Here is a 23,793-nt window from a genome sequence, read left to right as displayed (position 1 = left end):
CTCGTGCAGGTCCAGCTCAATGCTCCCTCCCTTCGTTCCTTTCTGTCCAATCAGCACCGCGAAGATTGCCGGTCTCAAGGCCACGGTGACACTGTTGCTGATTCTGTTGATCAAATCCAAGCTGCTGCGAGTGAAGATGTCATTGCTTGGCTCTGTGATCGGCTTGATCCTGCTCACAGGATTTTTGTTGAGCACCGGTCTGCTCACCCTTGTGGCAGGCGGAGCCGTGGCCTATGCGGCTAACCAGAACAAGGCATGAGCGCACAGTCTCCAGAAGAAATGCCCCTTCCCGACCGCGACCAGGTTCTCGCCGCATCAGCGGGCTGGGTCGCCGTGCTGCTGAATGTCTTGCCGGGCCTCGGTGCTGGATACCTCTATCAGCGTCGATGGAAGGCCTACTGGATCACATCTGCTCTTGCCACCAGCTGGTTTGTTGCCGGTGCTGCACTGGCACAGGGAGCCACAGCTGATATGGAACAGCAGAATCAGCTGGTCGGTCTGCTCGGCCTTCTGTTGCTGGCAGGCATCACTGCAGCGGAAGCGGGTCTTGCCGTGAAACGGGTCCGCAATGCCGGCTGAGGGAATCCCCCTCGCCGAAGACATCCTTCGCTTCTGGTTTGAAGAGTGCAGACCCTGGCAATGGTTTCGCCGGGATCGCGAATTTGACCGTTCTGTCAGTGCACGATTCAGACCGCTGGTGGAAGCCGCTCAGGAGGAGGGTTTGATCGAGTGGGAAGTCAGCAGGACGTCGTCTCTGGCTCTTGTGTTGTTACTCGATCAGTTCTCTCGACAGATCTGGCGTGACCAGGCTCGTGCCTTCCAGGGAGATCTCCGTGCACAGCGATTGAGCCAACTGGCACTGGATCAACGTTGGTTGGAGCATGAGCCTCTGAAGGCACGTCGACAATTCTGGTTGATGCCTCTGTTGCACGCCGAATGCCTCGAGACGGTGAACAAGGCAATCCCTCTTCTGGAGAGATGGGTTGACATCGCAACGGCAAACGTGGCGCGTCGAAACCGCGACATGCTCGTCAAGCATGGGCGTTATCCCTGGCGAGATGGAGCGCTGGGCCGGTGATCCATGCTGAATCAGGATTCTGCTGCGAGCTCTGTGGAAGCCCCGGGTCTGTGCATTACCGGGTGCGCAGCGATGCAACGACAGAGTGGACTCTTGTGTGTGCAGAGTGCTGGGCAGCAATTGCTTCCCAACCGGGCTACAGATACGGAGGAACCCGCAAGGCGAATCGCCGTAAAACAAAGCGATGAGGCTTCAGGTCAGCACGATTGCTTCCAACTACACCAAGCACGGCTTGCATCAACTCATGCAACAGGCATCATCCGCTTAGTTCGAGATGGATCTGAGGTTGGAGCAATCCAACCTCTTTTTCTGGGTGATTGCACTGTTTCTTTGATGCCAATGAAAAACCACTGGGTTAGCAGTGGTTGAGACTGGAATGTCGGATAATCCCCATCATCCGGCCCAATACAACAAGGCTAGAGATCATCACCACGGAATAGGTGTTCTTGTATACGTTGTCACGAACTTTAGATCCCAGCTTCATGTCGAGCCCCGGAGGTTTTTGCGATGTGGTCTTTTGATTCAGCGTCATGGTGGACGACATTCTTGAACAAAGCTGATTGCAATCAGAGGCCATCAGAGATGGCTCGGAACTTGCGGTGCAAATGCAACCAGGTGTGTTTTCAATGCACCGAACCACACAGCTGTGGCTATACCTCAGGTGGTTGGCTCTCCTCACCGAGATTCCCAACTCCTCACACCCACTGAAGACCCCATGGGTCTTTTTTTTTGCCTTGGGTCAGCTTGCTGATTGGCGACCCACAGAGGGATCACTGCAGTCGTCATAGTCGTGGTCCGAACTGCGTCGAGCTTTCGGGCGTCTGACAATCCAGTGGATAGGGATACCCGCTGGGTTGGACAGCGTTAATCAGCAGAGATCACTGAACCTTGCCGTCTCAATCACGGAGCGGCGTTAGGTCGGCATTGCCCCATCGGATCACTCCATTCAGCCGCCATGACAGATACGCATGCGCTCGATGGACCAGGCGGCAGAGCTTGAGCTGGGCCTGCCAAAGCAACTGAGCTGAGCCAGGGAGGCCACACCCACCGGAATCAGAGTGATCGCAATCACGATCAACGCCACTCCCGTTCCCGGAGAGTGAATATTGGCTTGAAAAAACGGCTTGTTCCCCATGGTGGCCATTCAAGCAAGGTGGAACACCCAGTGGGTTGGGTCATGCCGTGCAGGCACTCATGGACTTTGGACCGATCAAAAACGCCCCATACAGAGAGGGGCGTGATGAATCAGTTTCAAGGTTTCAACGATCGAAACCATCGTTTTTGAGCTCGGCGAAGATACCGGCATCTGCCCCTGAAAGGTCAGCTCACTTCGCAGGAACTTTTGGATCGCCAGGCTGACTCTTGTGATGATCAGCGTTGGGGTTGTTGCAGCACATCGATTGAAGTACGACTTCAATCGTCCTAACAGTTGGATGATCTTGATCAGCTGAAAACCGAGTGAGAGTTACACAACGGCCGCAATGCGAGAATGATTATCACTCTCGTAGCTGACAGAGGACCCAGAGCTCATCCCGGGAATCCAGCCAAGGCTGACGGACTATCTGCCACAACTGCAGCCACAAGCACCCGCAGCATCATGACAAGGCTCATCGTTGGGGTGCCCCGTGGCGCAAGCATCAGAACAGAAACTTTGGCCGTTTCTTTGCACAGCAGCCGAACCGCCTGCTTCGCAGTTGCAGCCTGGGCAAGCACATTTCAAAACTGTTGCCATCAGGAAACATTGACCTCTGCCATTGTTCTAATGGCAAATGGAGATTCAGCGACCTGCGCACAACCAAAGGTCACACAATTGAACAGAGCAAACGATAATGATTATCGATTAATTCATTGATCCTGAAAATGATTATCACCCTTATGCGCGATGGATATGTTGCGATCAACCTGGCTGGCGAACAAGGCTGAACTGCCTCCAGCCAGGCCGAAGCAAGCAGTCAGCTGCCACCTGACATGCAGAAGGTCGAGATTGAAACAAGGCCGAAAGGGTCAAGCAGGTGGCGCTGAGCAGTCACTTTCGCTCTCTCCACAAAACCCCTCACACCTCGAAGCCCCGCGAAGTGCGGGGCATTGAGGTGTGAGGGGTCAGACCATCAGCGGCAACCGCAGGCGAGACCATCAGCGGCAACCGCAGGCGAGACCATCTGCGCAACGTTCACAGCAGAAGGCTTTGCCGTGTCGCATTACAGCTTTCGCAGCCTCGACGCTGCACTGACAGCCGCTGTTGCATTGACACTTGATGAGATCGGTATTCATGGTGATGACCGGAATGGAACAGTTCCTGTCTATTGCTGATGAACGTGACTCAACAGAGGGAGGACCGACCCTCGAGGTACGGTTTAACGTGCACTTATGCGTAGCCGAAACAGTCACAAGCATCCCCAGCAGGAGCCCCTCAAAACAAGTCGTGAGGAGTGTCTCCGGCCGGTTGCAAAGCACCAGCGGGAGCTGACCAGAACGCCCTGGCGAAACGCTGAAGGCTGGTGGAAGCTCACCACATCAGGTCGGCTCTGGTGGGCACCTCCGGGCGCTCGCCGCTGGCGCTGGACACCATGGTTCGTCGCGGACGGTCAGCTCTGGCACTCAGGCAATGCACCCAGCCCTGAAGACACGGATTCACTGCTGGAGCGACTGGCTGAAGGGCGCCGGAAGCAGCTGGATGATCGCCTTGAAAGACGTGCTGCTGATGCTCGCCGCCGCCGGGCACTCAGGCCAGCCCGTCCAGCGAGGCAGTGCTGCTGCTGTGGCTGCACGTTCACGCCGAAACGTGCAGATGCCAGGTGTTGTTCCGGTCGATGCAGAGCGAAGCTCAGCCGGAATCAGACCTCAGAGGATTGCTGCGGTACTGAGTGCGGCTGACGCTCCCCCGAGCGGGTGAGTTGATCACTCTTTGAGCAAGCCTCCGTTGGTTGGGCTCTGGGAACACAAATGATCGACTGATACAACCTGAAGACTCAACAATGGCTAAACCAGAGAAAAGCTATTGAAGCGATATGGAGTGGCACCAAACCGCTAATTGCGTGGAGGAGAGGCTTCACGTCATTCAGCAAATGCACAGGTTGAACGGGATTTCAGAACTCATGGCGTTGGCCGATTACTGCACTCAGCACAATCTGAAGACTGAGTGCATCTCCAAAGAAGAGCATGATGCCCTGATTGATCCAGAAAATGGCGATGGAGCCTGGGTTCTTCGTCGAAACGGAGGAATCAGACTGAAAATCACCTCTCAATCAGGAGAAGTGATTTTCAGCCTTCGCATCGAAGACAACATCTGGCATGGTTATGCCGAACATGTGGCTGACTGGCATACATTTGCTGAAAACGCCAAAGCACTCTTTCAGATTCCATCCAAGGATGAAATGAGCTGGCTGGTCTAGGAGGACTCCCAAATGGGGACAGAGTGCCTGTGAGACCAGCTAATCGAGTGATGAAACTTGGTTGTCGGACTGCATCAGATCACTGAGGCGTTGCATCGTTTCACGCATGCTGTTGCGGCTGAGTTCAGCGAAGACCGGTTGCAGCATGTCTGGCAGATCTGGAACAAGCGTGAGGGTGTGTTTGATGCGGGTACCACCAGCTGCCGGGGTAAACGTCCAGCTGCCATCGAGCTTGCGGATGCGATCACCTTCAAGCATGTGAAATCGAATTGCCGATCTTGGACTTTCTTTCACAACCAGTGTGGCGCTGATCGTCAAGCCGAATGTGTAAGGAGCTTGATAGGTCTGTCGTAGATGGAGGAGATTGTCTTGACGGCTCAGCAGCTGGACCTTGCTGATATCTGGCATCGCCTCTCCAGTTCCGACATAGTCCGTGAGCACGTTCCAGGCATGAACCTGCGACACTGGCAATGTCATGACAGCCGATCGGGTGTTGCCCGTCTGTTGAATTTGAATTGTGGCTGCTGTCGTCTCATTTCCCTGCGCTGCTGGTTGATTTGTCAACAGAATTCCCAGCCCAAACAACGTTGACTGCAGGCGAAGCTGGATGCTCATGGATTTAGCGATGATGACTGGACACAAAAAAGCCCTCACAGAAGCGAAGGCGAAAGACTCAAGATTGCTCCGCTAGGAAACTCACCCGAAAATTCCAAAGACCTGCTCGATGATGCCTCTTCCGGTCAGCGCTTCGGTGGCCAATCCAATCGCAAGACCGAGCATCGCAGCACGGCCGTTGAGCTTTTCACTGAAGACCTTGGTTGAATCGGGAGTGAAGTTGTCGGTGGCGTCAGGCATGGATCACAAGAATTTCATAAATATTAACTAATGTAAAGGGGCCGCCGCGACCTCTGGGAACTGGAGAGCTTGCGAACTTGCCTGACCGGCACTGAATGCAAATCAGTTCAAACAACTGGTCTTCAACGATTGCTCGTGCGCCCCTGACTCGAGCTTGTCTCAGCCTTCCCGCAATCAAGCCGTGAAGCGGTAGTCGGGAGATTCGACCAAGTGCCCACACAGGCTCAGGAAGCTTGAGTCAAGAAGCCATTTCGATTCGCAGGCCCAGACAAGAATGAAGCTAATGATGGACTCATTCCATCATTGCTGTTGAGATGTTGATCAAGACAATTGGAAACGCATTCATGATCATTCATCGAACATTCTGAAATGCATGTGAAATAACTCTCAAGCGCCTCCCAGCTTTCGGCAAGAGGCCTTTGATCACATTTGGCGTTTAAATAATCCATATCAGGCCTAAGAAGTAGATAGTCCATAAGACGTGCCACTAAATAAAGTCAAGCCTGTTGTTTCAATGCATAAATTACTTAGGTATAATTCTCTGAAGAAAAATACTCAACAATTTGTGCGCAGACACTCCCACGAATTCGTTTAAGTGAATTCTTCGAACACTGGCTGTATCAAAAGATCTGACTGAGTCAGATCGATCCACAGCCCACAGGCGCAAAAGCCAAAGGCTGAGAACAAGTAGGCGGTCCGCAACTTCTGAGCAGTGACTGACTCGGACTCGGGCACTTTCACCTGTCCTGAATCAGGACGCAAAAGTGCGGTCAGAGCCAAAGATCATGAGGCTTTGACCGCACTGATTCAGCCAGCCACAGCCGAAATGCTGAAGGGAGCTGCAGGGAAAGAGGTCGGCATTGGATCGGCTTTGCCTTCTGCCAAGGCTTTGGCGCGGAGATACATCTGGCTTGATGTCGTCCCGGCGGCTTCCATTGCTTTGGCAATGGTGTCCCAGTTACGAATCTCGGTGGTCATTGCAGTGAATTGATTGCAGTTTTAATCTTCGCCAGTGAGTTCAAGAGGTTGTGATGGTGATACCCGGCATGCAACCGACCACACAGAAACAATCGTTTGTTGATACCCACGAACAGATTGGAAACAGTTTCTACACATCTGTTCGCGGATGGATTGGCCTGACGGCCACAGCAGCAGGGTGAAACTTGTCACTATTGGATTCCGATTCAGTTTTGAGTCACAGCGCTCGACGCCGGACTTGTGGCTCAGGCTGACGGAGCAGGCAAGCCCGGGAATGTCAGCTCACTGCATTACCGGGCATGTCCGCTGCGCTGGATTGATCCCCTCTGATTGAGGAGGAAAAGCCAATCGCGTTAGTGAGTGTTGGAGAGTTGCTTTGCTGGATTGAGGGAATCAAGCAGCTCAGCCGAAGATTCCAACGCAACTAAACATCACAACCAGCAAACGTTTAACACCTGAGAAGTCAATCACAGATGCTTGGTTGAAGGTACTGACTTGTTCAATGATGCCTTTGCCGGTCAAAGCTTCAACAGCCAAACCAATACCTAGGCCCAGCATAGCTGCGCGACCATTCAGTTTTTCACTGAAAGACTTATAGGGATCAGGCGTGAATTTGCTTGTGACTTCAGACATTGCCAGACGACGGTTTAGATTATGTTAACTAACGTAAAGACGATCACGCGGTATCCCAGAAGACCAGTGCACGTCAAGCATCCTCGGAAGTGAGGATTCATTGGTCAGTGCCAATGCCTCTGTTCAATCAAGAAATAGCTGCTGTGATCAGACGCCCAGACCCGATCGTCATCAGGAAAGTCATCATGATCACCACATCCCATGCTTTGGATTTGATGAAGTAGGGCACAGAGATGCTCATGGCTGCCAAATGAACAATCACACCAGTCACCACATCAAGGTGGAGGGTAATGAAATATGCGGCAATGACTAACCCACTCCCGAAGATTCTCATTCGTTGAAGCAAGACCATCTTCCTTGTTCCAGCAATTTTGAAATCATCCAAAATTCTCCATGCCCAGTGCGGGAGCGAATCGATAGGGATTACCGGCCTCAACGGGGGATCTAGATCGATGGAATCTGATCGATGGGAATCTGATCAGTGGTGAATCCAGACAAAGGAACTCCGATGATGGATCCCATCGCCGCCATCGTTCTCAACGGTGCTCATTTGTCACGATCTTGCTGACCGTCACCACTGAGTTTGACAACGCTTCCACCCATGAGCCACCGCAGTGGGATTGGCGTTGGTGAAACTGCAGACCTTGGGTTCCTGGTCGTTCAGCAACTATCTGTCATTGCATCAAGGGCAGCTGATGCACATTCCAGAAACAAACCAAAGACCCTGTGAGAAATCTCACAGCACTGCTTGAGACAGGTCATCGATTCAGACGCCGAACCCGGAGATGGTGGGTCCATCGAGTGAAACACCGATGTCCAACAGCCAACTCATCTTTGATCTCTCCTCGACAACATTGCTTTGTTCACCATGAACGATCAGTACAAAAAACAAGCAAGTCGTGTTGGCAAGAGCAGCATCTGCATTTTTGTCACCCCGGAAAAGAAAGCCAAGATCATTGCTGCACTCGCATCCAACGGCTATGGGTGCAACTTCCAAGAAGGAATCACTAACTATTTGGATGCCCTTATCGAACACTCCATCAAGACCTGAAACGCTCTCACGAAAGGGGCTTGTGATTGCCTTCAGCCGATCTGAACCTCAAAAAGCAGCCACGCAGAGTCAAGAGCGCACTTGCTTGACAGAAAAACCCCGCACTTGGCGAGGTTTGTACTGGACTCGTCAATGAGCCTTGGGCTCAGTTCACGATTTGGCTGCAATACATGCGGGTAACACCTGTTCTGGGATCAATCCACTGGCGACATGTTTCATTGGCTCCACCAAAAACCATCTCAAGCTGGTCATCGGTCAGATTCTGAATCTGATTCTGATTCTGATTCTGATCAGTGGAGACACGATCGAACGAAATTGCAGTAGTCATGGTTTTGAAGTGAGTGAGTTCTGTTGGGGGTGTTGCCCCCTCGACTCCTTCAAGATCACAGCCCTTCTGGTGACCCCCACTACACAGCCCTGGTGCAGTGCCCAAGAGGTTGTGGTGAGCTTCTGGTGAATGGGGCAGAACTTATTCACCACCCAGACTGGCAGCGTTTCCACCCGCCTGACTTCTGCATGGCCTCCCATGCCTCAGTGGCGTTGTGGCGAAGCATCCGTCTGATAACAAGCTGACCTTGACCAGAGACTGACCGCGTTTCGACTTCTACCCAATGAGCGTGTGCAGTGGGCAAGTCGTTTCTGAACTGGGAGACCTTTCCTTGCTGGGTGTTCTCCAGCCAGCCAACACCTTTCTTCAGCGCATGACGGTCAACGAGTGAGCGGCCCTTGTTCAGCATGCCGACACGATGGCGAACCAAAGAAGGGACCCGCCAGCGATGCAGGCAGCTGACCGACGCTGCCTTTTGCACTCGATCCTGCCCTAATCGCAAATCAAAAGCAGGGATTTGAGGGCAGGATTTCGCTGATATTGACGGCAACAGCTGGCTTCTAGGAAGCCCTAGCTCACCTCCACACCTTTGCCGCGGTAAAAGGCGAATCGCTCACGGATCTGGTCGGCCTCAGGCTTAGGTGTTTCGTAACTCCAAACGACGTTGCTGATGGCCTTGTCATCCAGAACCACATCCCAATAGCGGGCAGTGCCCTTCCAGCCGCAAACCGTGGTGTGGCTGGAATCACGGAAGAACTCCTCACGCATTGCCGAGCGGGGGAAATAGGGGTTGCCATCCACCATCACAATGTCGTCACTTTCAGCAAGCACTGTTCCATTCAGGACCGCTTTCATACGCTTCATCCAGACCATCAGCAAGGCGACAACTTATCGACTTCGCCGGTGGATGGCGTGATGCCTGAGGTGTCGTCCGCCATTTGGGACGACGTTGCATGGTGATAAGACAACCGCAAATCCACTGCACTTCCGAACGCGGTGAGCATCAGCTGTCAATCACAGGGGTCAGGCCACAACAGCAGAATGTTCGGAGAAAAAAGTCTTCAATGCGCTTTGTTGCCTCGCTGTTGGCCCTCTGCATCGCCCTGCTGCTGCCGGGAAAAGTTCAGGCCAGCACTCTGGAGATTGACATCCACAGCATCTCCAAGGATGGGATCGGAGAGTCGATTGGCAAAGTTCTGGCCAGGGACAGTCGGAACGGACTTGTGATCACACCATCCCTCACCAGCCTGAGCGAAGGCGAGCATGGCTTTCATCTGCATGCCGGAACGTCGTGCCAGGCAGCTTTCAATGATGAAAATGTCAGCGTCGCAGGGCTCGCAGCCAAAGGACACTGGGATCCCGATAACACCAACACACACAGCGGTCCGTTCAGGGATGGACATCGTGGTGATCTCAGTCGTCTGATTGTCAATGCCGACGGCAGCACCACTTCCGAAGTTGTGGCGCCCCGGCTGAAAACAGCTGATCTGAGAGGGAGGGCTCTGATCGTGCATGCCGGAGGAGACACTTACAGCGATGTTCCTCCACTCGGCGGTGGAGGGGCTCGCATCGCTTGTGGCATCGCAGGATGAGCGACAGAGGCTGTTTCAGAAACTGCTCTGGTTCTGACCGGCGAAACGCCCTTGATAGTTCTCTTCTCCATCAAGAGTCTGGAAGATGAACTGGCAGATGGCGGTGCCAGGATGAACAGCAAGAGGAGCAGGTCCGAAATTGCTCATCTCCAGCACCTGTTGGCTGTCGATTCCAGGCCCCATGAAGGGTGCACTGATATGCACCATCAGGCCCAGACGAGCAAATCGGCTGCGACCCTCAAGCCATCCACAAAGTCCGGGGCCTAGCCTCAATCGTTCTTCGGTGATCCCCAGGATGGTTTCACCGGGCATGATCAATATGTGCTCTCCCTCGGCGATGTCGACCTTGTCGGTGAACGAGCGATAGTCGGTGTTTTCATTCACATCGACAATTTCGTGAACTTTGCGAAAGACCCGAAAACTGCAAGCCAGCGTGAGATCAACTGATGCAGGACCCACATGCTCCGGAATGAACGGAGTGATGGAGATGGCGCCACTGTTGATCGCCCGCAGGATTGCCTGACGCCCGAGAACGGCCATGAAAAGGATGTCTTGGCCATCCAGACTATGGACAACGGGCCGCAGTGGCCAGAGCGTCAGTCAGACAATGTTTCAGCAGAAAGTCCTTGCCTTCCAACCCATGACATTCTCAGGAACATCTCAACGCTGTTGAGACTCTCTAAAGGCTTGAAGCTTGTCGATGTCCTTTTCCTGATCGATCGAATAATCAGTGAGGATCAGTGCTTTACCAATCGTGCCAAGGGCGTATTCAATGCGGTCGAGATCTGCACGACCCTGCTGATCAGACCGAGCAGTGCGTATCACTGAAGGAGTGAGCTGGTCGGCCAACTTCTCGATTGCTTCAGCAATGGAACTGGCCTGAATGAGAGGGTCGCTGGAGCCCACGAGAGAAAACGATTGTGATCCTGCACCGATGATGCCAACAGCTGGCGACAAAAACACTGCTCTGGCGAATCAACGACTGTGCCAGCGATTCCAAACGCGTCGATGCCAAGGCGTTACATCTTTAGGGGGAACGCTGTCCCCTTGTTGGGTTCGCTCAAGCTGATCGATTTCCTGACGAAGCTGTTTGAGCACAGGAACCAACAGAACCGCTGCAATCAGTCCGACAACAAGCAGAACCGGCAGAAGCGTCACCATCCAGACCGTGACAATGACCAGAACAGCAAAGCTGATCAGTTGTTGGAGCCAGGGGGGGCGACTGCGCCCAGGCAGTTGCTTCATGCGCTGCGGAGCGAAGTGATCAACCTGCCAAGGAGAACACAGAATCAGGTCACAAGACAAGAATGCTGAGGCTTCAGCTGTATTCGCCGGGAGGCTGGCGTTTCGACACCGTGACGCGCCCCACCTTCTGTCCGGAGAAACGCAGGAGCTCATCACCGGCAAATTCATAGCCGAAACCGGCAGCGATTTTGGCCACATCGTCAGCAGTGGATGAGGCCAGAACAGCATCCTTCAAGGCTGGATCGCTCTGCATCAGAAGCAGAAACGCCTTCAACTGATCCAGAGCCATGGTCATCAGCAACCAGGCCGATCATCGCCTGTAGCGGCACTCATCGGAGACAGCAACACTGGCGAAGCCCAATGTTCAACCAGAATGTGATGTTTTTTGCATCAACAACACAGCGATTTAATTAGATTTCTCAAAATCACCAATTTAATGAAATTCAAACCACCATCTTTTCAGAAGTTTAAGAGGAAGGCAGAAGAAGCCTTGATAAGCAATAAAGCCTACATTGCAACCTTGCTGGTGTTTAACGTCGCTTACATTCTCCCGAAATTTACCGAAGCCTCCGATGCTTCAAGCATTTTGATTGCCACAATTCCACCGGCATTCATCATTTCAGTTGTCATTACATTCGCAAGAGACCAGTACATAAAAAACACACTGATTCGCAGATTAATGGAAGACTCATACATTCCGTCCGTCTACAGAAGCAATATCGACCTGAGAGCACTTGAAAATCCAACTCCGTTAAAGAAGGAGAGAGCCAAGACCAGACAATGGATTGAGCTCAACATTCTCGACCGAATCAGCAGCAAATAAGGATCGAACAGCTGCACTGACACGTTATTCAAGTCGAACCTTTAGCTAAACTTACGAGAACATATGTAAAATTTTCAATCAACTCAATCCAATCAGTCTCAGGTGACGTTGCGGCCACCAGTTAACAACTGAAAGGAGCAGCGGATCCAGTCAGTCACGAGATGAGACGGCCAAAGAACGCTAAATCTGCTAAATGATGAGGAATGGCCACTAATCGTTCAATGCTCCAGGGTCGATACGAGCACAAAGGCATGGCTTATGTCATTAAGGAAATGACCGGTGGTCCTGGATATCTCGTGCTTGGCTCTCCCAAGGGCCACCTCAAGCAGTTGGGCAGGGAGTATCCATCTCTGAAGGCTGCCGATGCTGCAGCACGACGCGCCATTGATCAGATGCTTGCGGAAGCCCAGTAAAAAGCCCTCTCAAACGGAGGGCTTTCTCTGCAGGTGGGCATCTGCATGGTAGAAATACTCAGCGCTGAACTGTGGCTGCCAGGCCAGATTCAGCGTTAACCGCTTGATCGAGTGATCACACCCAGGCCTGAAGAAGTTGCGGGAAACGATCCCGATAAAGCCTGGAGAGACTCAGCGAGCCAGAGCCCGCGATGGCAAGCACCAGAAATATAAACAGATAGAGCGCTGAAGTTTCAAATTCGTAGTTATGAGCTTCGACAACGGCGAATGGAGCACCTTGGAGACCTGTGTCAAGGAAATGAAAGGTCATCGCAAACAACATGGTTGACAACAAACCAATCACAGCAGGACGAGTGGCGATTCCAAAAATAAGAACAACCGAGCCGATGATTTGAGTGTAGGCAGCCAGATATGTCCAAAGGACATGGTCAAACGGCAAAAAAGGAAAATACTGATCGATAATAAATGAAGTGAATCCAACAGGGTCCTGCAACTTCTCAAAACCATGATGAATCATGAGAAAACCTGCTGAAACGCGCAGAATCAGTAAGCACAAGTCTGAGGAAAGTTGATTCGACGTTTCTTCACTCATGACTTTCAGGCAAACAAAAACCTGACTATCTTACTCCCGAGCAAAGCCCATTCGTCGTCGATCCACGCCATGGGACAAGACGCTTGACAGCGGTGCGCTGGTGAAACCATCCCTAGTAATCACCAGCCCAACCTGCCTGATTCGAATTGAGTGGAGAAACCTCCGTCAATCCAATCAATCCAATTGCGAAACAGCAACCGGAATTTCAACTCTCGGACAATCAAACTAGTTCAAGTGAAATGAATGAGACCAGATGAGGTGTCGCGAGTTGCTGAACCGTCGTAGCAATGCGTCTCAACAGATGAACCCATCAAAGACTCAGGTTCTTAAAGCCAAAAATATCCGCAGAGAGTATCAACCGGCACACTGACGCAACCTTATAAGAACGTAAATTATTTTTATGAGTCAAGTCAGATTACAGCGACTTTCCGAAGAATATTTCCTGATTACCCATTCGGATGGGACATGGGAAATCATCCATGGAGACCGCATCAGCACACTTCAAGGGTCATAACCATTGGCAGCTTGGAGCAATTTCAAAGCCAAGGGAGCGTAGACAGATGCTGCCAACCTTTGTTTGGTCAGGGGAAGAGATTGATCGTTTGGAGCATTGGTGGTCCAACCGGATTGAACAGCTGATTGTAATGAAACAGCCACTGGCTGCATCGGCTCTGTTCGATGAGTTCGAACTGGAGAAACGAAGTCATTTCACTCATCCAGACTGACTTTTGATACAATGCAATATTCATAGCATCAGCAACGACAGTGGAAAGACTCTACGGAGAAGACAAGAAAGAGGCTCTATCAATTTTTTACGACAATTTTTGCAAAGAAATTGACGAGCTCTTCTTCAATAAATTTCAGGAGCTCTCAGATCTGAACGTAGGAGAAGGTGAAACGACCAGAATCGTTGGCCGCCTTCTGAATGCCAAAACCAATGTGATTGATCAAATCAGAGGTTGACCGTGTACGGGCTGAGATTCAACTCCATCAATGAGTGATGATGAAGGGAAACAGCATTGACAGCAGCCAGTAGAAGAAGAGCTAAATTGAATGTAGTGGTGAGATGAAAGCTTGGAGACTCGAAAACAAAGTCAAAAATCGTCTTTCTGGACTTGGCTGCTTCAACCCCTGGACAAACTCAAAAGGCGAGTTGCAGTGGTTCCCTCAGTCAATGACACGGTCAGTGCCATGAAAGAGATTGGTGTCGACCTGACGAATGACGTCAATCAGGAATGACGCTGACCAAACTGCTGATTCGTTGAGATCTAGAGATTGGCATGCCATCCATACCCCGTGATCGTGTTGGCGAAATCTACGGACGATTGACCGTCGTTCGCCCTTCGGAACGCCGTACCAAAAGTGGCAATGCCTATTGGTGGTGTCGTTGCAGCTGTGGCCAGGAAAGGGAAGTGCCCGGAGACAAGCTTTCAACCAACACAGCTCGCAAAAAACCAGTGATCACAGCTTGTCTGCGCTGTTCCAAAGAACTGCAGGTTGAAGGTGTCTGCGCCAAGAACGATCGTGAAGAACGACAGCGACGGGAAGACGCCAAGAGTCAGCGCGATGCCTTGCAGGGGCATGTGCCAAATCGTTGGCTTCGACTTCCACTGACTGATGCCCATGCTCGGGAGCTAGGTCAGGTTCTGTTTTTTCGTGGAACCTTGTGCCTGCGAGGTCATCTGGCCCCCTATCGCATCAATGGAGGGTGTCTGGCTTGTTCAGGTCAGACACCTTCAGCTCACTCAGCACTGATGACAAACAGCACAAACTCAGCTGAACGCGAATGATGACAAATACCAGGATGCACAACTTGTCAGAAAATCAGAACCTGATCTGAACAAAGACCTGACTCATGCACGCCCTCTGGCTATCAAACCAGCAAGGGTTGAAAAGACGATGACAAGATTTGTGCTGAGGAATGGTGAGGTATTCGAGTCTGAGAGAGATCCGTCTGGTTTCGACACCTTTTGCTACGGAAAAAATGGGCAGGAACAAACCTGCCATCTCCTCTCGTTTCAATCAGAGATCGCCTTTTTGATGGTGTTGGGTGATGACCTCAACCTTCGCTACGAGCCTGTTCAAATCAAAGGTTGAAGCGATGATCAAGTATTCGCCGATGACATCTTCGTGTGGTCTTGTGAACGCAACATGTGCATCGTTCAGGAGAACTCGCTAGACAAGTCGTATGACTGACAACAACAAAAGACGAGCTCTTGAAGCTCTGATCGAGAGAGCAGCCGAAAACCTCAACCTCAGTGAAGAGGAATCAAAGGCTTTGATCGCACCGATTTCTGAACAATTCAAGCGACTCGAAGCCGACAATTGAATCACTGAACGCGTTTTTGCTCCAACTCACGCAAGGATTCATAAGCAGCCCAGAGACCTTCTGTGACTGTGCAGCTTCGGCCTTGATCGCACACTCTGTATTGACCACCTCCCAGAGCATCAATGGTGGATCCCCTAGATGTCAGGCAGATACGACTGGATTGAGCCATTGGGATGCAGATTCGCATCTCTAGGTCTATAACTGCGCGTTTCCACCAATCAATCGAATGTTAATCATCTAAATTATTCCCTTTGATGAATATCGGGGCCTTCAGCCTCTCGCCGTCAGCGTGACGAAGGGTGATCAATCCAGTCAGGCGCAGTGATCAAGCTCTAAAAAAACGTCTTGCCTGCAATCCAGGAGTCAAAGGGTGCCGAGGCAGCTTCAGACAAGGCCAGATAGCAGGTCGTAACCATACCAATGAAAGCGATGCCAACCCCAGTGACAATCAGCGACTCGTAAAGTTTCTGGGCAGCCCTTGTCTCAGGACTGGGGAAGACGCGACGACGGGCCATACCTACTCCTGAATGCGATCAGTCTGGCCACTAATGGCATCAAAGAGCAACGCAAAGAAGCAAAGATTTGCAAGTCCCAACCATGTAACTATCGCTTTACGTTGTAAAGATCACGTTACGTTCGCAGGCAAGTGTCGATCCCGGGCGCAATCCCGCCGGATTAATTTCACCAGAGAATTAACAAAGATCTCACAATCAAATGCCTTGACAATCAAACAGTCTGCTTCTCAATAGTGGGGCCCTTTGTGACTCAGTGATGACGGATCAAAGACTGACACTCCTTCTGCAAGAAGCGGAGGAGCATCTGCTCCGGCAGAGCTGCCGCAGTCGCTACGAACGATCAGTTGTACGCCTTCCTGACAGCAGGCGAAACATCTGGCTCAGAGACGACAAGCGCGCTGCTTAATCAACGCTTCCCTGGGCTCCTTCGGGACTCAGACCGTTGCCCTGGACGACCCGCTTGGCATTGACGACAGGTGCAAACAAAAGAACCGCTCCAGGATTGAAGCGGTTCACCCCTCAAGCCAAGCAATCCCCATCACCCGGCCGTTTGCACCACATCTTGTGGTACATGCAGAAAATGCTAGTGCGTTAACAGCACATATGGAGTTGCTAAAGCTGTCCTTCAGGTTTAAGTGAACTTTTAACAGTCTTGAAACACTTGGGCGAAAAACTCTGCATCTAGCGTTTCAACGACCTAGCTTTGGAGACCCCATCACCCGGCCTGCCCCAGTGGCAGGCTTTTTTGTTGAAAAGCACTAGCAGTGGGGTACGGGCCTGCAACAGCCGTCCAGGGCGTAAGTAGGCAGCATTTGGCGCAAACCGAAAAAAAAAAGGCCCGAAGGGCCTTCAGTGGGTGTGAGGAGTTGGAATCTCTGTGAGGAGAACCAACTGATCGAGTTCTAGCAGCTCTTCTGTGCCATTCAAGAGACCGGCCTGCCGACAAGTGGCACTGTGCCAGTGAACTGGCTAAATTAATCTTGTGAGGAGAAAAGCTCACGTGGTGGAAACAAGGACACACTCACGTTGAACTTTCAGGACCCCTGCCTTTGGCGGGGGTTTCTTTTTGCACATCAAAAACAGATTCAGCAAATTCTTCAACGCTCGATGGACGGCTCGATGACCGAAAAGGAGACATTGGTCGAACAGGTTTTCGCAAAATATCGTTCCTACTGCAACGAGATCGGCATTACACCAGCAGAGATGATGCAACAGGCCTATCTCAGCCACCTCAAAAGCCTCACGACAGAACAGCTCAAGGCAAAACTTTGACTCAGTGCGATCTTTGTGCAACGGACTGAGCTAAAGCGCTGGGTAAAAATGCTCAAAACCAAGGCCACAGAAGCATTTTGCACATCCTTCCGTGATCAAGCCAACGAAGTGCCAGGGAAGAACTCGCCAGACTCTGCAGGCATGAAGTTTTGTAATGGACTCCCAGATTCGACAGGTCCTGCAACGTGAAATCCTTGAGCGTTGCAACGAAGAAGAGCGGGAAGCCGTTGAACGATGGTTCAAGAGTTTCCAGGCCATTGGCTTGTCCAAGTTGAACGGGATGTCTGTAGCAAGAGGAACCACGATGTCTTGCCCTCTTTATTGAGCTGAATTCATTCAGATGCTCCGGCAGCATGGCAAACGACTCTTGATCAGATGTTCGGATATGCGCCCTGCTGAGCTTTCACAAATTGCGTTAGCCCATAAGTCGTTGCGAGAGTCGTCATGGCGATTCAACCGTCTGATCTCGGTGAAACATTTGTCAGATCTGGGAAGCGTCTGATCACCCAACGATCTGCTGATGACTTACTTGAACGAGCAAGCTTGAAGCAGTTTGCACCCAGGTTGATGCCTGAAGGGGGTTCAGACAGGGAATGACATGTTGACCAAACAGCCCGAATGAATTCGGGCTTGCGGACAGTAGCCAGTTTCGGAGGCGATGAATAGATGAAGACTGATCAACTAAACAAAAAGTTCAACTCAGTGAACTAGTGTTATTGATTGAATGCTTTAAGCCCGACATTTCTAGAAACAATTTCACAAAAAGTATGCGCTTAACGCACCATGAAAAATTAAATGAACAGCTTGTCAACGAAGAGAACAAACATAATGAAACCCACGTTAAGCAGCGCTAACACCCCACAGAATGCAAGAGTCAACATTGATCGACCTCAATAATGCTGCCAGATCTATTGATGAGATCTGGCTGCGGATTGATTGAATCAGAATTAATCTTCTTCACGCTCGGCCTGACGTGCGCCAATTGCAAGGGCAGCAACAAAGGGGAGAATTGCAATTGCTGTGAGAACTTCCATCAGATCACCATCCACTCTTCAAGAACCGACCGACAGAGGATGACCGTCGAGCCCGCCGAAGCGAACAACAAGCAGTTCCTCTTGCGTGATGAAGCCGTTTTCATCGAGCAATTCAGGGTGAGTTGTTTTCAAACCGGTTCTGTCACTTGTCCTGGTTTGCTTCCTGAATGTCAAAGCCATGCAACGAAACGCCGACAACAGCACAAATGTGCAAGCAGCGGTGTATGCGAGGGGTAGCAATGCTGTGGTCATGCTCAGCTCCTGACTTTTTTGACGGAAGGAAGATCCGAGGGTTGAGCCAGCACGTAGACAACACCTGCGGTGATTACAGACGCGAAGGCGATGAGGCCGTAGATGGCAGCGGAATAATCAGACATCACGATCGTGAACTTCTGTAAAGCAGTTTAGACGCTTTGTAAAGCTGTGTAACCAGGTGTATTTGCTTATCTTGCCGACCAGGCCGGGTTCAGTTGCGGCAACGAGTCGTCAGCCGCCTGCAGCAGCTCGGATGACTCCGACATCAGCCAGACCGAGCACACGGATGAACACGGCACTGATAACGCTGTAAGCCACAGCCCCAAGCACGGCACTGCGCAACCCATCCTTCAAACGAAAACCATCAATCAACGACGCAGCCAGGCCAAAGAGAATCACGGTGATCAACCAATCAAACAGCCAGCTGACCGGGGCAATCAAACCACCAAGACTGGTCACAGCCCAGGGCAGCGCCAAGACAAACTTCAAAGGCAGGATCAGAAGGGTGCCAAGTAAGCCAATCGTGACGGCCGACGAAAGAGCTGCCTGGAACCCAGCCAGTTCAACTCCCAGAGGCATCGCCGCCACGAGCAGCAGAACCACAGCACGCACAGGCCATTGCAACAACCAGCCAAACAGGCCCATGGGAACAGTGCGATTAGACCTGAAGGCTAAGCCTGGCCTCGGATTTCAGCAGAACCGAGACGATACAAACCATGGCGCAAGCAGCAGGACAAAACCCAATCCGCTGCTTGCTTTCAGAGCGCAAGAGCAACAACCGTGAAACCAGTCAGCAATGAAACCGTGATTAACCACATCGCTGATCAGGCCTCAGATTCCATGTCGCTGGTTGCACGCAGAAAAATGGTGAGACCAACGACTGTGCCCAAAACGAGGAAGGAAACCATCAGGACATCCCACACTGAGTATTTGTACTGATCTTAAGGGGATCTTGCGATCACGCGGTGTCTTGAGCGACATCAGGCGCAAAGGGCAGTCTCGGCCAAAGCCAGGTGAATGACGACTTCGATGAACTCAGCAGAACAGATCGGAGCAACAGGATCTCCTGCGGTACCGCGTGCCATCAGACTTCAGAGACCGGAACCGAGCATTGCGTCATCCAACGAAGCAGACTCGACAAGACCCTGGTCTGCTTCAGTTCGATCCATTGAGATGGGTTCGGACACAACAGGATTGCTGTTCAAAGCAACACCAGCGTTGGAACATGCCGTGACAAGCAGTCCCAGGCTCAGGCAAAGCAAAAGAGCTGAGTTGATGAGACGGATAACAAGGGTCTTGACAAACTCAGACATTTATCTGAAACGATGGCAAAGATAAAACTAATCGAGCGCAACAGAATCACCAGCAAGAACATCACAACAAAAGGCACATTCATCACAGCAATCGCGGTAGTTCTGCGAGCTATGTCCAAGCAAAGATTCAAGAGCAGAAAATGGATAACAGGTCACTTTGTGGACGGCAAAAATAAGGATCATTCTGAAGGGCCTAATCCTAAAATCCTCTTGTGTAGCTTGACTCTGCTGCGCAGATCATCAGACAAGGCTCTTGCCCTGATCGCCCTCGGAGACACAGACCAATCAGCTCTGGACTGGGCAAAAGTGGCCTGTAAAAAGGCATTGAACACTTAATCAACAGGCAAGATTGACAAAAAAATCAAAACGAACAGTTGAGTGTATTGCCTTCCAGCAATAAAATCAGCGCTAAGCATATAGCCCTAAGCATTATTACCTGGAAAAAGTTTTGTGTGGCAAAGGCTACGACTTACGCAAATTACCCCTATAAAACTAGGACAGTCGGAGGAATTTGATGAGTTTCACACTCCCTACCGTTCTGATTGGAGTCAGCCTGTATTTATTAATGCACGTTTTATTGTCGCCTGTCATGCAATAAGCAGACAGCGAAAACCTTCGCCTAAAGCCGAAAACCCCGGCCAAGCCTTGATTCCAGCCAGCAAAAACAACAACAAGGCACAGACAGCAACACGCCACCAAACAAGCCTGAGCAGCCACACTCAGGCCTTTTCGATCGACTTGAAACCAGCCAAGCGGCTGCAGAGGTGAACCTGTGAGCAACGCCGACAGAGGCCGGACGCGCTGTTCGCTGGTTTTTGCTGACCGGTTCAGCCAAACAGGCAAGTTTTTTGGTGATTTGTACTCAACCAAGACTTCACTTCTTCAGCTTGTTTGCTTATTTGTCTGGGTTCGCTGACATTAATGTGACAAGGTCACCCGCACGTTCTGCAGATGAGAGGCCAGTCTCCGGCACCACTGTCTTGCCTGAAGTGGGGAGTCGACGGAGAGTTGTCGGCACACGACACAGCACTTCTTGTGAACAGACTGGCATCATCCGAGAAATCACGACGAGCCTTCAAAGATCATTTCGACAGGCGTCAACATGGCAGCACTTCTGATCAGGGCTCACGTCAGTCATGACAGTGGCAGGGAGTGGGCTAACGCCAATGCCAACTACTAAAAGTGAGAGTTTGGTGAAAGAAGAATGACCGGGTGTGAATCTGCAATTCTGACAAAATGCGGTTTAAGCTGTCGCTGAATAAAACAACAACGGTGCCATGTACCCACGGTGGGGAGTGATCACGGCTGCAGTCGTAGCACTTGCTGCGCCTGGTCCTGCTCAGGCTAATTTGAAGAACAACATCATCTTCAGCAGCTGCGCTGCAGCGATGCGAAAGGAATATCAGCAAGCCAACAAACAATTACTGCTTAGCCAGCTCAATAAAACCTGCGATTGCGTGGTTCAGCAGATCAATAACCGCAAAAACATTGAGCAAGCCAAAGTTTCTTGCATCAATCTAAAACAGCCAATCAGTAGCAACAAGAACCGACAATCGCTCTAAGTGTCAACAGAAATACACAATCACTTAAGCCACCACCGAAATACGACCTACCCACAAAAAACATCTTCAAAGAGTTACATTCTCCAATTCCGTCAGTCTTATTGAATACTCAATCCGATCATCAGAACAGCAGAGATCGGCATAAAAACGTTCGAGTTCGTCATACGCCTCGTCATACGTGCTGAAGCACCTGCGCGTGAGCTCGTCTTCAACACCATCGTCGCGAATAACCTTCACCAGCTGGTTTCGATCGCTTTTCACCGCAGCTGAGCTGAGTAGGAACACCGATTCTCGCGCCTTACGTGCCAATCAGACTGAAGAGTGCGCGAAGAGAAAGAAAAGCATGAAAGATCAACGGGTTGATGCCATGCCCTCAGGCCTGAGCACAGAACAGGGCCGCCAGAAACTGCTCAACAACAAGGAACTGCTACATGAAAGGGTGTTGGCTGGAGAGGAATGCCGTGCCCGCAATGACCGTCAGACCTACTTCAGCATTACCCGTGACCTGGTCGACGCGCAGTTCGTTCTGGCCGATCAGGAATTAACACGCCGGCTCTGGCAGGAGGTGGGTGATCGAAACCTGGAGATCGGGCGCATCATCAACCTGCTCTACCGCTGCAGCAGCCATGAGGACGAGAGCGAAATGGTTGAGGTGGACGACGCTTTTCTGCAACTGACATTGAGCTGAGCACCAACTTCCATTGCCGTGAAGAGCCGGCCTACCGATACTGCATGCACACCCCGCACAGGGATCCTTCGAGGAGCCGCGAATGGCAACGAAGCTCTACAACGTCCGTTTTGAAACCGAAGGAGCAGACCTTTTCGTGGAAATGGAGGCGAACGAGGGACTCAATCGCCAGCATCTACTGGAGAGAGTGGTGTCAATCCTGGAGGACCGTCATGGCATGGAAACGGTCGAAAACGATCAGGGCGAAATGACCAGAGTGGGCCACAGCGATGGGGCAACGCTGCTGTCCTGGCTTTCGATCTCCGGACAATCCTCGCGACAGGCCCTTGATGACGACGGACTCGATGAAATACTGACCTGCCTGGTGTTCATGCTGTTCCCACCCGTTGTGGAAACAAGCGTGCAAGACGACAACAAGAAGGCCTTAGCCCTGGCTTGAAGCAGACCTGTCAGCGGCAAAAGCCAGTCACTGACTAGAGAAGCAAGATACAAACAGGGCTTTGAGCACGGCCTAGGTGGTCGTGCATGTCTTGCAGTTTCGCGTGGTTTCAGCAGGATTCTGGGAAGAAATTCGGAACGGATTCAGAACGAACGGAACAACTTCAGGCCACTGTCGCCCTTCATTTCTTCATCGGTCAGCTCTTCCCTGGTGTCGTTCTTCTTTGTCTGATCTTCCGACATAGGTAATTGGCTAGTACAGAAGACTTAGCCATGGCCAGCAGCCGCGTCACTAGTACTCCCGGCACCATCCGGCTTGGTTCTGCCAGAGGTGCTCAGAAGCTCGGGGCTCGACCATCGTTGGGAACCTCGAAGCCTGTCTCCTTGTCTTGCGCTAGTTCTTCAAGGGAAATGACTTTCTCGTTTTTGACCTCTTCAGAAACACCTTCAACAGTCGGCCTCTTCTTGAGGTCGGCAGCAGGAGGATTAGGAGCACTAAGCCCAGAAATCCAGTTCTCTGGCATTGGAGTTAACCAAAACGGAAATCATGCCCCAGGTATTCAGAGGGGCGCTGAATGCAGCCTTAGAAGCCAAGGAGGCTGGGGACATCGATGGTTGCGTCGGAGATGTATTTGCATTCATTGGCAGCATACGCTAAGCCGTGAATTGAAGCTTGATCGTATCTAGAGCTCGAATTATTGAAGTCATTAATATATTCCAGCAGCCACCTTTCAAAAATAGTTTTAGGTACAGTCCCATTCTTGACCGTAAAGCACATTGTAATTATCGGATTTGATGTCATCTCCAAGAGCAAGTGTCTTAATCAGATGCACACCATTCGCTGAATTTATATTGCAAGTCTGTGCATCTATCGGATTTACAACTGCCTCTGGCTGCTCTTTCTAAATCATTGATTGTGGTTTGCACATTTGCTGTGCTGAGAAGAAGCAAAGCGCCGAGCAGAATGAATGCCTTCCTGTTGTCTGTGATTAGCGCTCTGGCGGATTAAGAATACATCAGTTCGTTTGCATTCACTTCTCAAACAAAAGCCCTGCACTTAACGTAGAGGCATCAACTGGGTTTTACAGATCTCCAATGACCTTATCCACGGTACTTGTTTATATTTCCATACCCTTCGTGTTAGTAACCCTGTACTTCGGTACAAGGAATGGTTTTTACAATACAGATAAGTATGACGGAGACGGAACCGCACATAAAGTCCTGAAGTGACTTAACAAAAAGGGGTAGCGATAAAAACCCACGTCCTTCTGGCATTGATGGCATTCAGATGTTCACCAGTGATGGCAGGCCTCCGCATCAGCTATTTGGAGGTGGATGGGGCAGATCATCCACTGCGGTGGTGCTTCCCGTGATCCGAAGATCCACAACCTGCTCCAGATCACTGAT

General features: G+C 51.1%; 42 protein-coding genes and 1 pseudogene. 23 read left to right on the top strand and 20 right to left on the bottom strand.

The window, feature by feature from the left end:
• The first annotated feature begins 19 nt into the window (after positions 1-19).
• From AC6EI9_RS01665 to AC6EI9_RS01650, 4 genes are read left to right on the top strand one after another with little or no spacing between them, the layout of a single operon-like run.
• Positions 20-259 (top strand): hypothetical protein, encoded by a 240-nt coding sequence (locus tag AC6EI9_RS01665; protein ID WP_498468763.1) that lies wholly within the window; start codon positions 20-22, stop codon positions 257-259.
• Positions 260-279: 20 nt separating this feature from the next.
• Entirely contained in the window at positions 280-579 is a 300-nt protein-coding gene (locus AC6EI9_RS01660) for a DUF8646 family protein (RefSeq protein ID WP_498470121.1), read from the top strand.
• Entirely contained in the window at positions 569-1,078 is a 510-nt protein-coding gene (locus AC6EI9_RS01655; protein ID WP_498468762.1) for a DUF924 family protein, read from the top strand. The genes AC6EI9_RS01660 and AC6EI9_RS01655 overlap by 11 nt, the downstream gene beginning before the upstream one ends.
• Entirely contained in the window at positions 1,075-1,266 is a 192-nt protein-coding gene (locus AC6EI9_RS01650) for a DUF8622 domain-containing protein (protein ID WP_498468761.1), read from the top strand. The genes AC6EI9_RS01655 and AC6EI9_RS01650 overlap by 4 nt, the downstream gene beginning before the upstream one ends.
• Before the next feature lie 758 nt (positions 1,267-2,024).
• On the opposite strand, the gene AC6EI9_RS01645 is transcribed toward AC6EI9_RS01650, so the two are convergent.
• The gene (locus AC6EI9_RS01645; protein ID WP_498468760.1) at positions 2,025-2,222 is read right to left on the bottom strand and encodes a hypothetical protein; all 198 of its coding nucleotides are present in this window, start codon (positions 2,220-2,222) and stop codon (positions 2,025-2,027) included.
• A gap of 414 nt (positions 2,223-2,636) precedes the next feature.
• Complete coding sequence (locus AC6EI9_RS01640) at positions 2,637-2,810, bottom strand: metallothionein (RefSeq protein WP_498468759.1); 174 nt, start codon at positions 2,808-2,810, stop codon at positions 2,637-2,639.
• A gap of 873 nt (positions 2,811-3,683) precedes the next feature.
• On the opposite strand from AC6EI9_RS01640, the gene AC6EI9_RS01635 reads away from it, so the two are divergent.
• Together AC6EI9_RS01635 and AC6EI9_RS01630 are read left to right on the top strand one after the other, a co-directional pair.
• Positions 3,684-3,971, top strand: coding sequence for a hypothetical protein (locus tag AC6EI9_RS01635; RefSeq protein WP_498468758.1), 288 nt, complete (start codon positions 3,684-3,686; stop codon positions 3,969-3,971).
• A gap of 202 nt (positions 3,972-4,173) precedes the next feature.
• Positions 4,174-4,470 carry a hypothetical protein gene (locus AC6EI9_RS01630; RefSeq protein ID WP_498468757.1) on the top strand — a complete coding sequence of 99 codons (297 nt, stop codon included), beginning with the start codon at positions 4,174-4,176 and terminating at the stop codon, positions 4,468-4,470.
• Between the two features lie 39 nt (positions 4,471-4,509).
• Here the strand turns inward: AC6EI9_RS01630 and AC6EI9_RS01625 are convergent, their stop codons facing one another.
• From AC6EI9_RS01625 to AC6EI9_RS01600, 6 genes are all read right to left on the bottom strand, one after another.
• Positions 4,510-4,947: an SRPBCC family protein gene (locus AC6EI9_RS01625; protein ID WP_498468756.1), complete on the bottom strand. Its 438-nt coding sequence runs from the start codon at positions 4,945-4,947 to the stop codon at positions 4,510-4,512.
• 219 nt (positions 4,948-5,166) lie between these two features.
• A complete protein-coding gene (locus AC6EI9_RS01620) occupies positions 5,167-5,325 on the bottom strand; it encodes a high light inducible protein (RefSeq protein ID WP_498468755.1) in 159 nt (52 codons plus the stop codon).
• 224 nt (positions 5,326-5,549) lie between these two features.
• Entirely contained in the window at positions 5,550-5,681 is a 132-nt protein-coding gene (locus AC6EI9_RS01615) for a hypothetical protein (protein WP_498468754.1), read from the bottom strand.
• A 451-nt stretch (positions 5,682-6,132) separates the two neighbouring features.
• A complete protein-coding gene (locus AC6EI9_RS01610; RefSeq protein WP_498468753.1) occupies positions 6,133-6,303 on the bottom strand; it encodes a hypothetical protein in 171 nt (56 codons plus the stop codon).
• Between the two features lie 402 nt (positions 6,304-6,705).
• On the bottom strand, positions 6,706-6,936 hold the full coding sequence (locus tag AC6EI9_RS01605) for a hypothetical protein (protein ID WP_498468752.1): 231 nt from the start codon (positions 6,934-6,936) through the stop codon (positions 6,706-6,708).
• Positions 6,937-7,063: 127 nt separating this feature from the next.
• Complete coding sequence (locus AC6EI9_RS01600; RefSeq protein WP_498468751.1) at positions 7,064-7,321, bottom strand: DUF8641 family protein; 258 nt, start codon at positions 7,319-7,321, stop codon at positions 7,064-7,066.
• A 483-nt stretch (positions 7,322-7,804) separates the two neighbouring features.
• Between AC6EI9_RS01600 and AC6EI9_RS01595 the strand changes: the two genes are divergently transcribed.
• Positions 7,805-7,987 carry a hypothetical protein gene (locus tag AC6EI9_RS01595; protein ID WP_498468750.1) on the top strand — a complete coding sequence of 61 codons (183 nt, stop codon included), beginning with the start codon at positions 7,805-7,807 and terminating at the stop codon, positions 7,985-7,987.
• A gap of 473 nt (positions 7,988-8,460) precedes the next feature.
• Here AC6EI9_RS01595 and AC6EI9_RS01590 read toward each other — a convergent pair whose 3' ends face one another.
• From AC6EI9_RS01590 to AC6EI9_RS01580, 3 genes are all read right to left on the bottom strand, one after another.
• Entirely contained in the window at positions 8,461-8,724 is a 264-nt protein-coding gene (locus AC6EI9_RS01590) for a DUF1651 domain-containing protein (RefSeq protein ID WP_498468749.1), read from the bottom strand.
• Between the two features lie 161 nt (positions 8,725-8,885).
• Positions 8,886-9,170: a DUF427 domain-containing protein gene (locus AC6EI9_RS01585; RefSeq protein WP_498470119.1), complete on the bottom strand. Its 285-nt coding sequence runs from the start codon at positions 9,168-9,170 to the stop codon at positions 8,886-8,888.
• A 17-nt stretch (positions 9,171-9,187) separates the two neighbouring features.
• Complete coding sequence (locus tag AC6EI9_RS01580) at positions 9,188-9,319, bottom strand: hypothetical protein (protein ID WP_498468748.1); 132 nt, start codon at positions 9,317-9,319, stop codon at positions 9,188-9,190.
• 60 nt (positions 9,320-9,379) lie between these two features.
• Between AC6EI9_RS01580 and sodC the strand changes: the two genes are divergently transcribed.
• On the top strand, positions 9,380-9,907 hold the full coding sequence (gene sodC, locus AC6EI9_RS01575) for a superoxide dismutase [Cu-Zn] SodC (protein ID WP_498468747.1): 528 nt from the start codon (positions 9,380-9,382) through the stop codon (positions 9,905-9,907).
• Between the two features lie 15 nt (positions 9,908-9,922).
• On the opposite strand, the gene dcd is transcribed toward sodC, so the two are convergent.
• The 4 genes from dcd to AC6EI9_RS01555 form a co-directional block, all read right to left on the bottom strand.
• The gene (dcd, locus tag AC6EI9_RS01570; RefSeq protein WP_498468746.1) at positions 9,923-10,447 is read right to left on the bottom strand and encodes a dCTP deaminase; all 525 of its coding nucleotides are present in this window, start codon (positions 10,445-10,447) and stop codon (positions 9,923-9,925) included.
• A gap of 120 nt (positions 10,448-10,567) precedes the next feature.
• A complete protein-coding gene (locus AC6EI9_RS01565) occupies positions 10,568-10,813 on the bottom strand; it encodes a hypothetical protein (protein ID WP_498468745.1) in 246 nt (81 codons plus the stop codon).
• Positions 10,814-10,882: 69 nt separating this feature from the next.
• Positions 10,883-11,152, bottom strand: a complete 270-nt coding sequence (locus AC6EI9_RS01560) for a hypothetical protein (RefSeq protein ID WP_498468744.1) — start codon at positions 11,150-11,152, stop codon at positions 10,883-10,885.
• A gap of 73 nt (positions 11,153-11,225) precedes the next feature.
• Positions 11,226-11,441 carry a Nif11-like leader peptide family natural product precursor gene (locus tag AC6EI9_RS01555; protein WP_498470117.1) on the bottom strand — a complete coding sequence of 72 codons (216 nt, stop codon included), beginning with the start codon at positions 11,439-11,441 and terminating at the stop codon, positions 11,226-11,228.
• A 147-nt stretch (positions 11,442-11,588) separates the two neighbouring features.
• On the opposite strand from AC6EI9_RS01555, the gene AC6EI9_RS01550 reads away from it, so the two are divergent.
• Together AC6EI9_RS01550 and AC6EI9_RS01545 are read left to right on the top strand one after the other, a co-directional pair.
• A complete protein-coding gene (locus tag AC6EI9_RS01550; RefSeq protein WP_498468743.1) occupies positions 11,589-11,975 on the top strand; it encodes a hypothetical protein in 387 nt (128 codons plus the stop codon).
• Positions 11,976-12,178: 203 nt separating this feature from the next.
• Complete coding sequence (locus AC6EI9_RS01545) at positions 12,179-12,388, top strand: hypothetical protein (protein WP_498468742.1); 210 nt, start codon at positions 12,179-12,181, stop codon at positions 12,386-12,388.
• 115 nt (positions 12,389-12,503) lie between these two features.
• Here the strand turns inward: AC6EI9_RS01545 and AC6EI9_RS01540 are convergent, their stop codons facing one another.
• Positions 12,504-12,980, bottom strand: a complete 477-nt coding sequence (locus tag AC6EI9_RS01540; RefSeq protein ID WP_498468741.1) for a DoxX family protein — start codon at positions 12,978-12,980, stop codon at positions 12,504-12,506.
• 479 nt (positions 12,981-13,459) lie between these two features.
• Here AC6EI9_RS01540 and AC6EI9_RS01535 point away from each other — a divergent pair, with 479 nt between their 5' ends.
• From AC6EI9_RS01535 to AC6EI9_RS01505, 7 genes are all read left to right on the top strand, one after another.
• Positions 13,460-13,705: a hypothetical protein gene (locus AC6EI9_RS01535; protein ID WP_498468740.1), complete on the top strand. Its 246-nt coding sequence runs from the start codon at positions 13,460-13,462 to the stop codon at positions 13,703-13,705.
• 40 nt (positions 13,706-13,745) lie between these two features.
• Positions 13,746-13,943, top strand: a complete 198-nt coding sequence (locus AC6EI9_RS01530; RefSeq protein ID WP_498468739.1) for a hypothetical protein — start codon at positions 13,746-13,748, stop codon at positions 13,941-13,943.
• A 317-nt stretch (positions 13,944-14,260) separates the two neighbouring features.
• A complete protein-coding gene (locus AC6EI9_RS01525) occupies positions 14,261-14,770 on the top strand; it encodes an early protein (E6) (protein WP_498468738.1) in 510 nt (169 codons plus the stop codon).
• A gap of 398 nt (positions 14,771-15,168) precedes the next feature.
• The gene (locus tag AC6EI9_RS01520; protein ID WP_498468737.1) at positions 15,169-15,309 is read left to right on the top strand and encodes a hypothetical protein; all 141 of its coding nucleotides are present in this window, start codon (positions 15,169-15,171) and stop codon (positions 15,307-15,309) included.
• 771 nt (positions 15,310-16,080) lie between these two features.
• The gene (locus tag AC6EI9_RS01515; protein ID WP_498468736.1) at positions 16,081-16,230 is read left to right on the top strand and encodes a hypothetical protein; all 150 of its coding nucleotides are present in this window, start codon (positions 16,081-16,083) and stop codon (positions 16,228-16,230) included.
• A gap of 620 nt (positions 16,231-16,850) precedes the next feature.
• The gene (locus tag AC6EI9_RS01510) at positions 16,851-17,096 is read left to right on the top strand and encodes a hypothetical protein (protein WP_498468734.1); all 246 of its coding nucleotides are present in this window, start codon (positions 16,851-16,853) and stop codon (positions 17,094-17,096) included.
• Between the two features lie 154 nt (positions 17,097-17,250).
• Positions 17,251-17,421: a hypothetical protein gene (locus AC6EI9_RS01505; RefSeq protein ID WP_197459935.1), complete on the top strand. Its 171-nt coding sequence runs from the start codon at positions 17,251-17,253 to the stop codon at positions 17,419-17,421.
• Between the two features lie 727 nt (positions 17,422-18,148).
• Here the strand turns inward: AC6EI9_RS01505 and AC6EI9_RS01500 are convergent.
• The 3 genes from AC6EI9_RS01500 to AC6EI9_RS01490 form a co-directional block, all read right to left on the bottom strand.
• Positions 18,149-18,382 (bottom strand): DUF2973 domain-containing protein, encoded by a 234-nt coding sequence (locus AC6EI9_RS01500; protein ID WP_498468733.1) that lies wholly within the window; start codon positions 18,380-18,382, stop codon positions 18,149-18,151.
• A gap of 2 nt (positions 18,383-18,384) precedes the next feature.
• Positions 18,385-18,507: a hypothetical protein gene (locus AC6EI9_RS01495; RefSeq protein ID WP_498468732.1), complete on the bottom strand. Its 123-nt coding sequence runs from the start codon at positions 18,505-18,507 to the stop codon at positions 18,385-18,387.
• A 109-nt stretch (positions 18,508-18,616) separates the two neighbouring features.
• Positions 18,617-19,030 (bottom strand): phage holin family protein, encoded by a 414-nt coding sequence (locus AC6EI9_RS01490; RefSeq protein WP_498468731.1) that lies wholly within the window; start codon positions 19,028-19,030, stop codon positions 18,617-18,619.
• A gap of 680 nt (positions 19,031-19,710) precedes the next feature.
• Here AC6EI9_RS01490 and AC6EI9_RS01485 point away from each other — a divergent pair.
• Positions 19,711-20,034, top strand: coding sequence for a hypothetical protein (locus AC6EI9_RS01485; RefSeq protein ID WP_498468730.1), 324 nt, complete (start codon positions 19,711-19,713; stop codon positions 20,032-20,034).
• Between the two features lie 959 nt (positions 20,035-20,993).
• Positions 20,994-21,260: a hypothetical protein gene (locus tag AC6EI9_RS01480; protein ID WP_498468729.1), complete on the top strand. Its 267-nt coding sequence runs from the start codon at positions 20,994-20,996 to the stop codon at positions 21,258-21,260.
• A gap of 66 nt (positions 21,261-21,326) precedes the next feature.
• Here AC6EI9_RS01480 and AC6EI9_RS01475 read toward each other — a convergent pair whose 3' ends face one another.
• Entirely contained in the window at positions 21,327-21,569 is a 243-nt protein-coding gene (locus tag AC6EI9_RS01475) for a hypothetical protein (RefSeq protein ID WP_498468728.1), read from the bottom strand.
• A gap of 58 nt (positions 21,570-21,627) precedes the next feature.
• Here AC6EI9_RS01475 and AC6EI9_RS01470 point away from each other — a divergent pair, with 58 nt between their 5' ends.
• The 4 genes and pseudogenes from AC6EI9_RS01470 to AC6EI9_RS01455 form a co-directional block, all read left to right on the top strand.
• A complete protein-coding gene (locus AC6EI9_RS01470) occupies positions 21,628-21,948 on the top strand; it encodes a hypothetical protein (protein ID WP_498468726.1) in 321 nt (106 codons plus the stop codon).
• 82 nt (positions 21,949-22,030) lie between these two features.
• A complete protein-coding gene (locus AC6EI9_RS01465) occupies positions 22,031-22,387 on the top strand; it encodes a hypothetical protein (RefSeq protein WP_498468725.1) in 357 nt (118 codons plus the stop codon).
• 1,094 nt (positions 22,388-23,481) lie between these two features.
• Complete coding sequence (locus AC6EI9_RS01460; RefSeq protein WP_498468724.1) at positions 23,482-23,616, top strand: DUF8629 family protein; 135 nt, start codon at positions 23,482-23,484, stop codon at positions 23,614-23,616.
• 105 nt (positions 23,617-23,721) lie between these two features.
• Positions 23,722-23,787, top strand: a pseudogene (locus AC6EI9_RS01455) (DUF3104 domain-containing protein); the annotation flags it as partial.
• Positions 23,788-23,793: the final 6 nt, after the last annotated feature.

The sequence above is a fragment of the Synechococcus sp. MIT2312 genome (genome assembly GCF_059772315.1).
This window is presented reverse-complemented; position numbering and strand designations above follow the sequence as displayed.

Coding starts and splice junctions, on each gene's coding strand:
- AC6EI9_RS01505 (WP_197459935.1), top strand. CDS start 17,251: ATGGACTCCCAGATTCGACAGGTCCTGCAACGTGAAATCCTTGAGCGT.
- AC6EI9_RS01610 (WP_498468753.1), bottom strand. CDS start 6,303: ATGACCACCGAGATTCGTAACTGGGACACCATTGCCAAAGCAATGGAA.
- AC6EI9_RS01645 (WP_498468760.1), bottom strand. CDS start 2,222: ATGGCCACCATGGGGAACAAGCCGTTTTTTCAAGCCAATATTCACTCT.
- AC6EI9_RS01465 (WP_498468725.1), top strand. CDS start 22,031: ATGGCAACGAAGCTCTACAACGTCCGTTTTGAAACCGAAGGAGCAGAC.
- AC6EI9_RS01595 (WP_498468750.1), top strand. CDS start 7,805: ATGAACGATCAGTACAAAAAACAAGCAAGTCGTGTTGGCAAGAGCAGC.
- AC6EI9_RS01495 (WP_498468732.1), bottom strand. CDS start 18,507: ATGTCTGATTATTCCGCTGCCATCTACGGCCTCATCGCCTTCGCGTCT.
- AC6EI9_RS01520 (WP_498468737.1), top strand. CDS start 15,169: ATGACTGACAACAACAAAAGACGAGCTCTTGAAGCTCTGATCGAGAGA.
- AC6EI9_RS01605 (WP_498468752.1), bottom strand. CDS start 6,936: ATGTCTGAAGTCACAAGCAAATTCACGCCTGATCCCTATAAGTCTTTC.
- AC6EI9_RS01660 (WP_498470121.1), top strand. CDS start 280: ATGCCCCTTCCCGACCGCGACCAGGTTCTCGCCGCATCAGCGGGCTGG.
- AC6EI9_RS01625 (WP_498468756.1), bottom strand. CDS start 4,947: ATGACATTGCCAGTGTCGCAGGTTCATGCCTGGAACGTGCTCACGGAC.
- AC6EI9_RS01490 (WP_498468731.1), bottom strand. CDS start 19,030: ATGGGCCTGTTTGGCTGGTTGTTGCAATGGCCTGTGCGTGCTGTGGTT.
- AC6EI9_RS01620 (WP_498468755.1), bottom strand. CDS start 5,325: ATGCCTGACGCCACCGACAACTTCACTCCCGATTCAACCAAGGTCTTC.
- AC6EI9_RS01525 (WP_498468738.1), top strand. CDS start 14,261: ATGCCATCCATACCCCGTGATCGTGTTGGCGAAATCTACGGACGATTG.
- AC6EI9_RS01585 (WP_498470119.1), bottom strand. CDS start 9,170: ATGAAAGCGGTCCTGAATGGAACAGTGCTTGCTGAAAGTGACGACATT.
- AC6EI9_RS01515 (WP_498468736.1), top strand. CDS start 16,081: ATGACGGATCAAAGACTGACACTCCTTCTGCAAGAAGCGGAGGAGCAT.
- AC6EI9_RS01550 (WP_498468743.1), top strand. CDS start 11,589: ATGAAATTCAAACCACCATCTTTTCAGAAGTTTAAGAGGAAGGCAGAA.
- AC6EI9_RS01580 (WP_498468748.1), bottom strand. CDS start 9,319: ATGCTCACCGCGTTCGGAAGTGCAGTGGATTTGCGGTTGTCTTATCAC.
- AC6EI9_RS01560 (WP_498468744.1), bottom strand. CDS start 11,152: ATGAAGCAACTGCCTGGGCGCAGTCGCCCCCCCTGGCTCCAACAACTG.
- AC6EI9_RS01635 (WP_498468758.1), top strand. CDS start 3,684: ATGCACCCAGCCCTGAAGACACGGATTCACTGCTGGAGCGACTGGCTG.
- AC6EI9_RS01545 (WP_498468742.1), top strand. CDS start 12,179: ATGGCCACTAATCGTTCAATGCTCCAGGGTCGATACGAGCACAAAGGC.
- AC6EI9_RS01640 (WP_498468759.1), bottom strand. CDS start 2,810: ATGGCAACAGTTTTGAAATGTGCTTGCCCAGGCTGCAACTGCGAAGCA.
- AC6EI9_RS01500 (WP_498468733.1), bottom strand. CDS start 18,382: ATGACCACAGCATTGCTACCCCTCGCATACACCGCTGCTTGCACATTT.
- AC6EI9_RS01540 (WP_498468741.1), bottom strand. CDS start 12,980: ATGAGTGAAGAAACGTCGAATCAACTTTCCTCAGACTTGTGCTTACTG.
- AC6EI9_RS01555 (WP_498470117.1), bottom strand. CDS start 11,441: ATGGCTCTGGATCAGTTGAAGGCGTTTCTGCTTCTGATGCAGAGCGAT.
- AC6EI9_RS01460 (WP_498468724.1), top strand. CDS start 23,482: ATGACCTTATCCACGGTACTTGTTTATATTTCCATACCCTTCGTGTTA.
- AC6EI9_RS01615 (WP_498468754.1), bottom strand. CDS start 5,681: ATGAATGATCATGAATGCGTTTCCAATTGTCTTGATCAACATCTCAAC.
- sodC (WP_498468747.1), top strand. CDS start 9,380: ATGCGCTTTGTTGCCTCGCTGTTGGCCCTCTGCATCGCCCTGCTGCTG.
- AC6EI9_RS01535 (WP_498468740.1), top strand. CDS start 13,460: ATGGAGACCGCATCAGCACACTTCAAGGGTCATAACCATTGGCAGCTT.
- AC6EI9_RS01665 (WP_498468763.1), top strand. CDS start 20: ATGCTCCCTCCCTTCGTTCCTTTCTGTCCAATCAGCACCGCGAAGATT.
- dcd (WP_498468746.1), bottom strand. CDS start 10,447: ATGGCCGTTCTCGGGCGTCAGGCAATCCTGCGGGCGATCAACAGTGGC.
- AC6EI9_RS01590 (WP_498468749.1), bottom strand. CDS start 8,724: ATGCTGAACAAGGGCCGCTCACTCGTTGACCGTCATGCGCTGAAGAAA.
- AC6EI9_RS01655 (WP_498468762.1), top strand. CDS start 569: ATGCCGGCTGAGGGAATCCCCCTCGCCGAAGACATCCTTCGCTTCTGG.
- AC6EI9_RS01630 (WP_498468757.1), top strand. CDS start 4,174: ATGGCGTTGGCCGATTACTGCACTCAGCACAATCTGAAGACTGAGTGC.
- AC6EI9_RS01485 (WP_498468730.1), top strand. CDS start 19,711: ATGGCAAAGATAAAACTAATCGAGCGCAACAGAATCACCAGCAAGAAC.
- AC6EI9_RS01470 (WP_498468726.1), top strand. CDS start 21,628: ATGCCCTCAGGCCTGAGCACAGAACAGGGCCGCCAGAAACTGCTCAAC.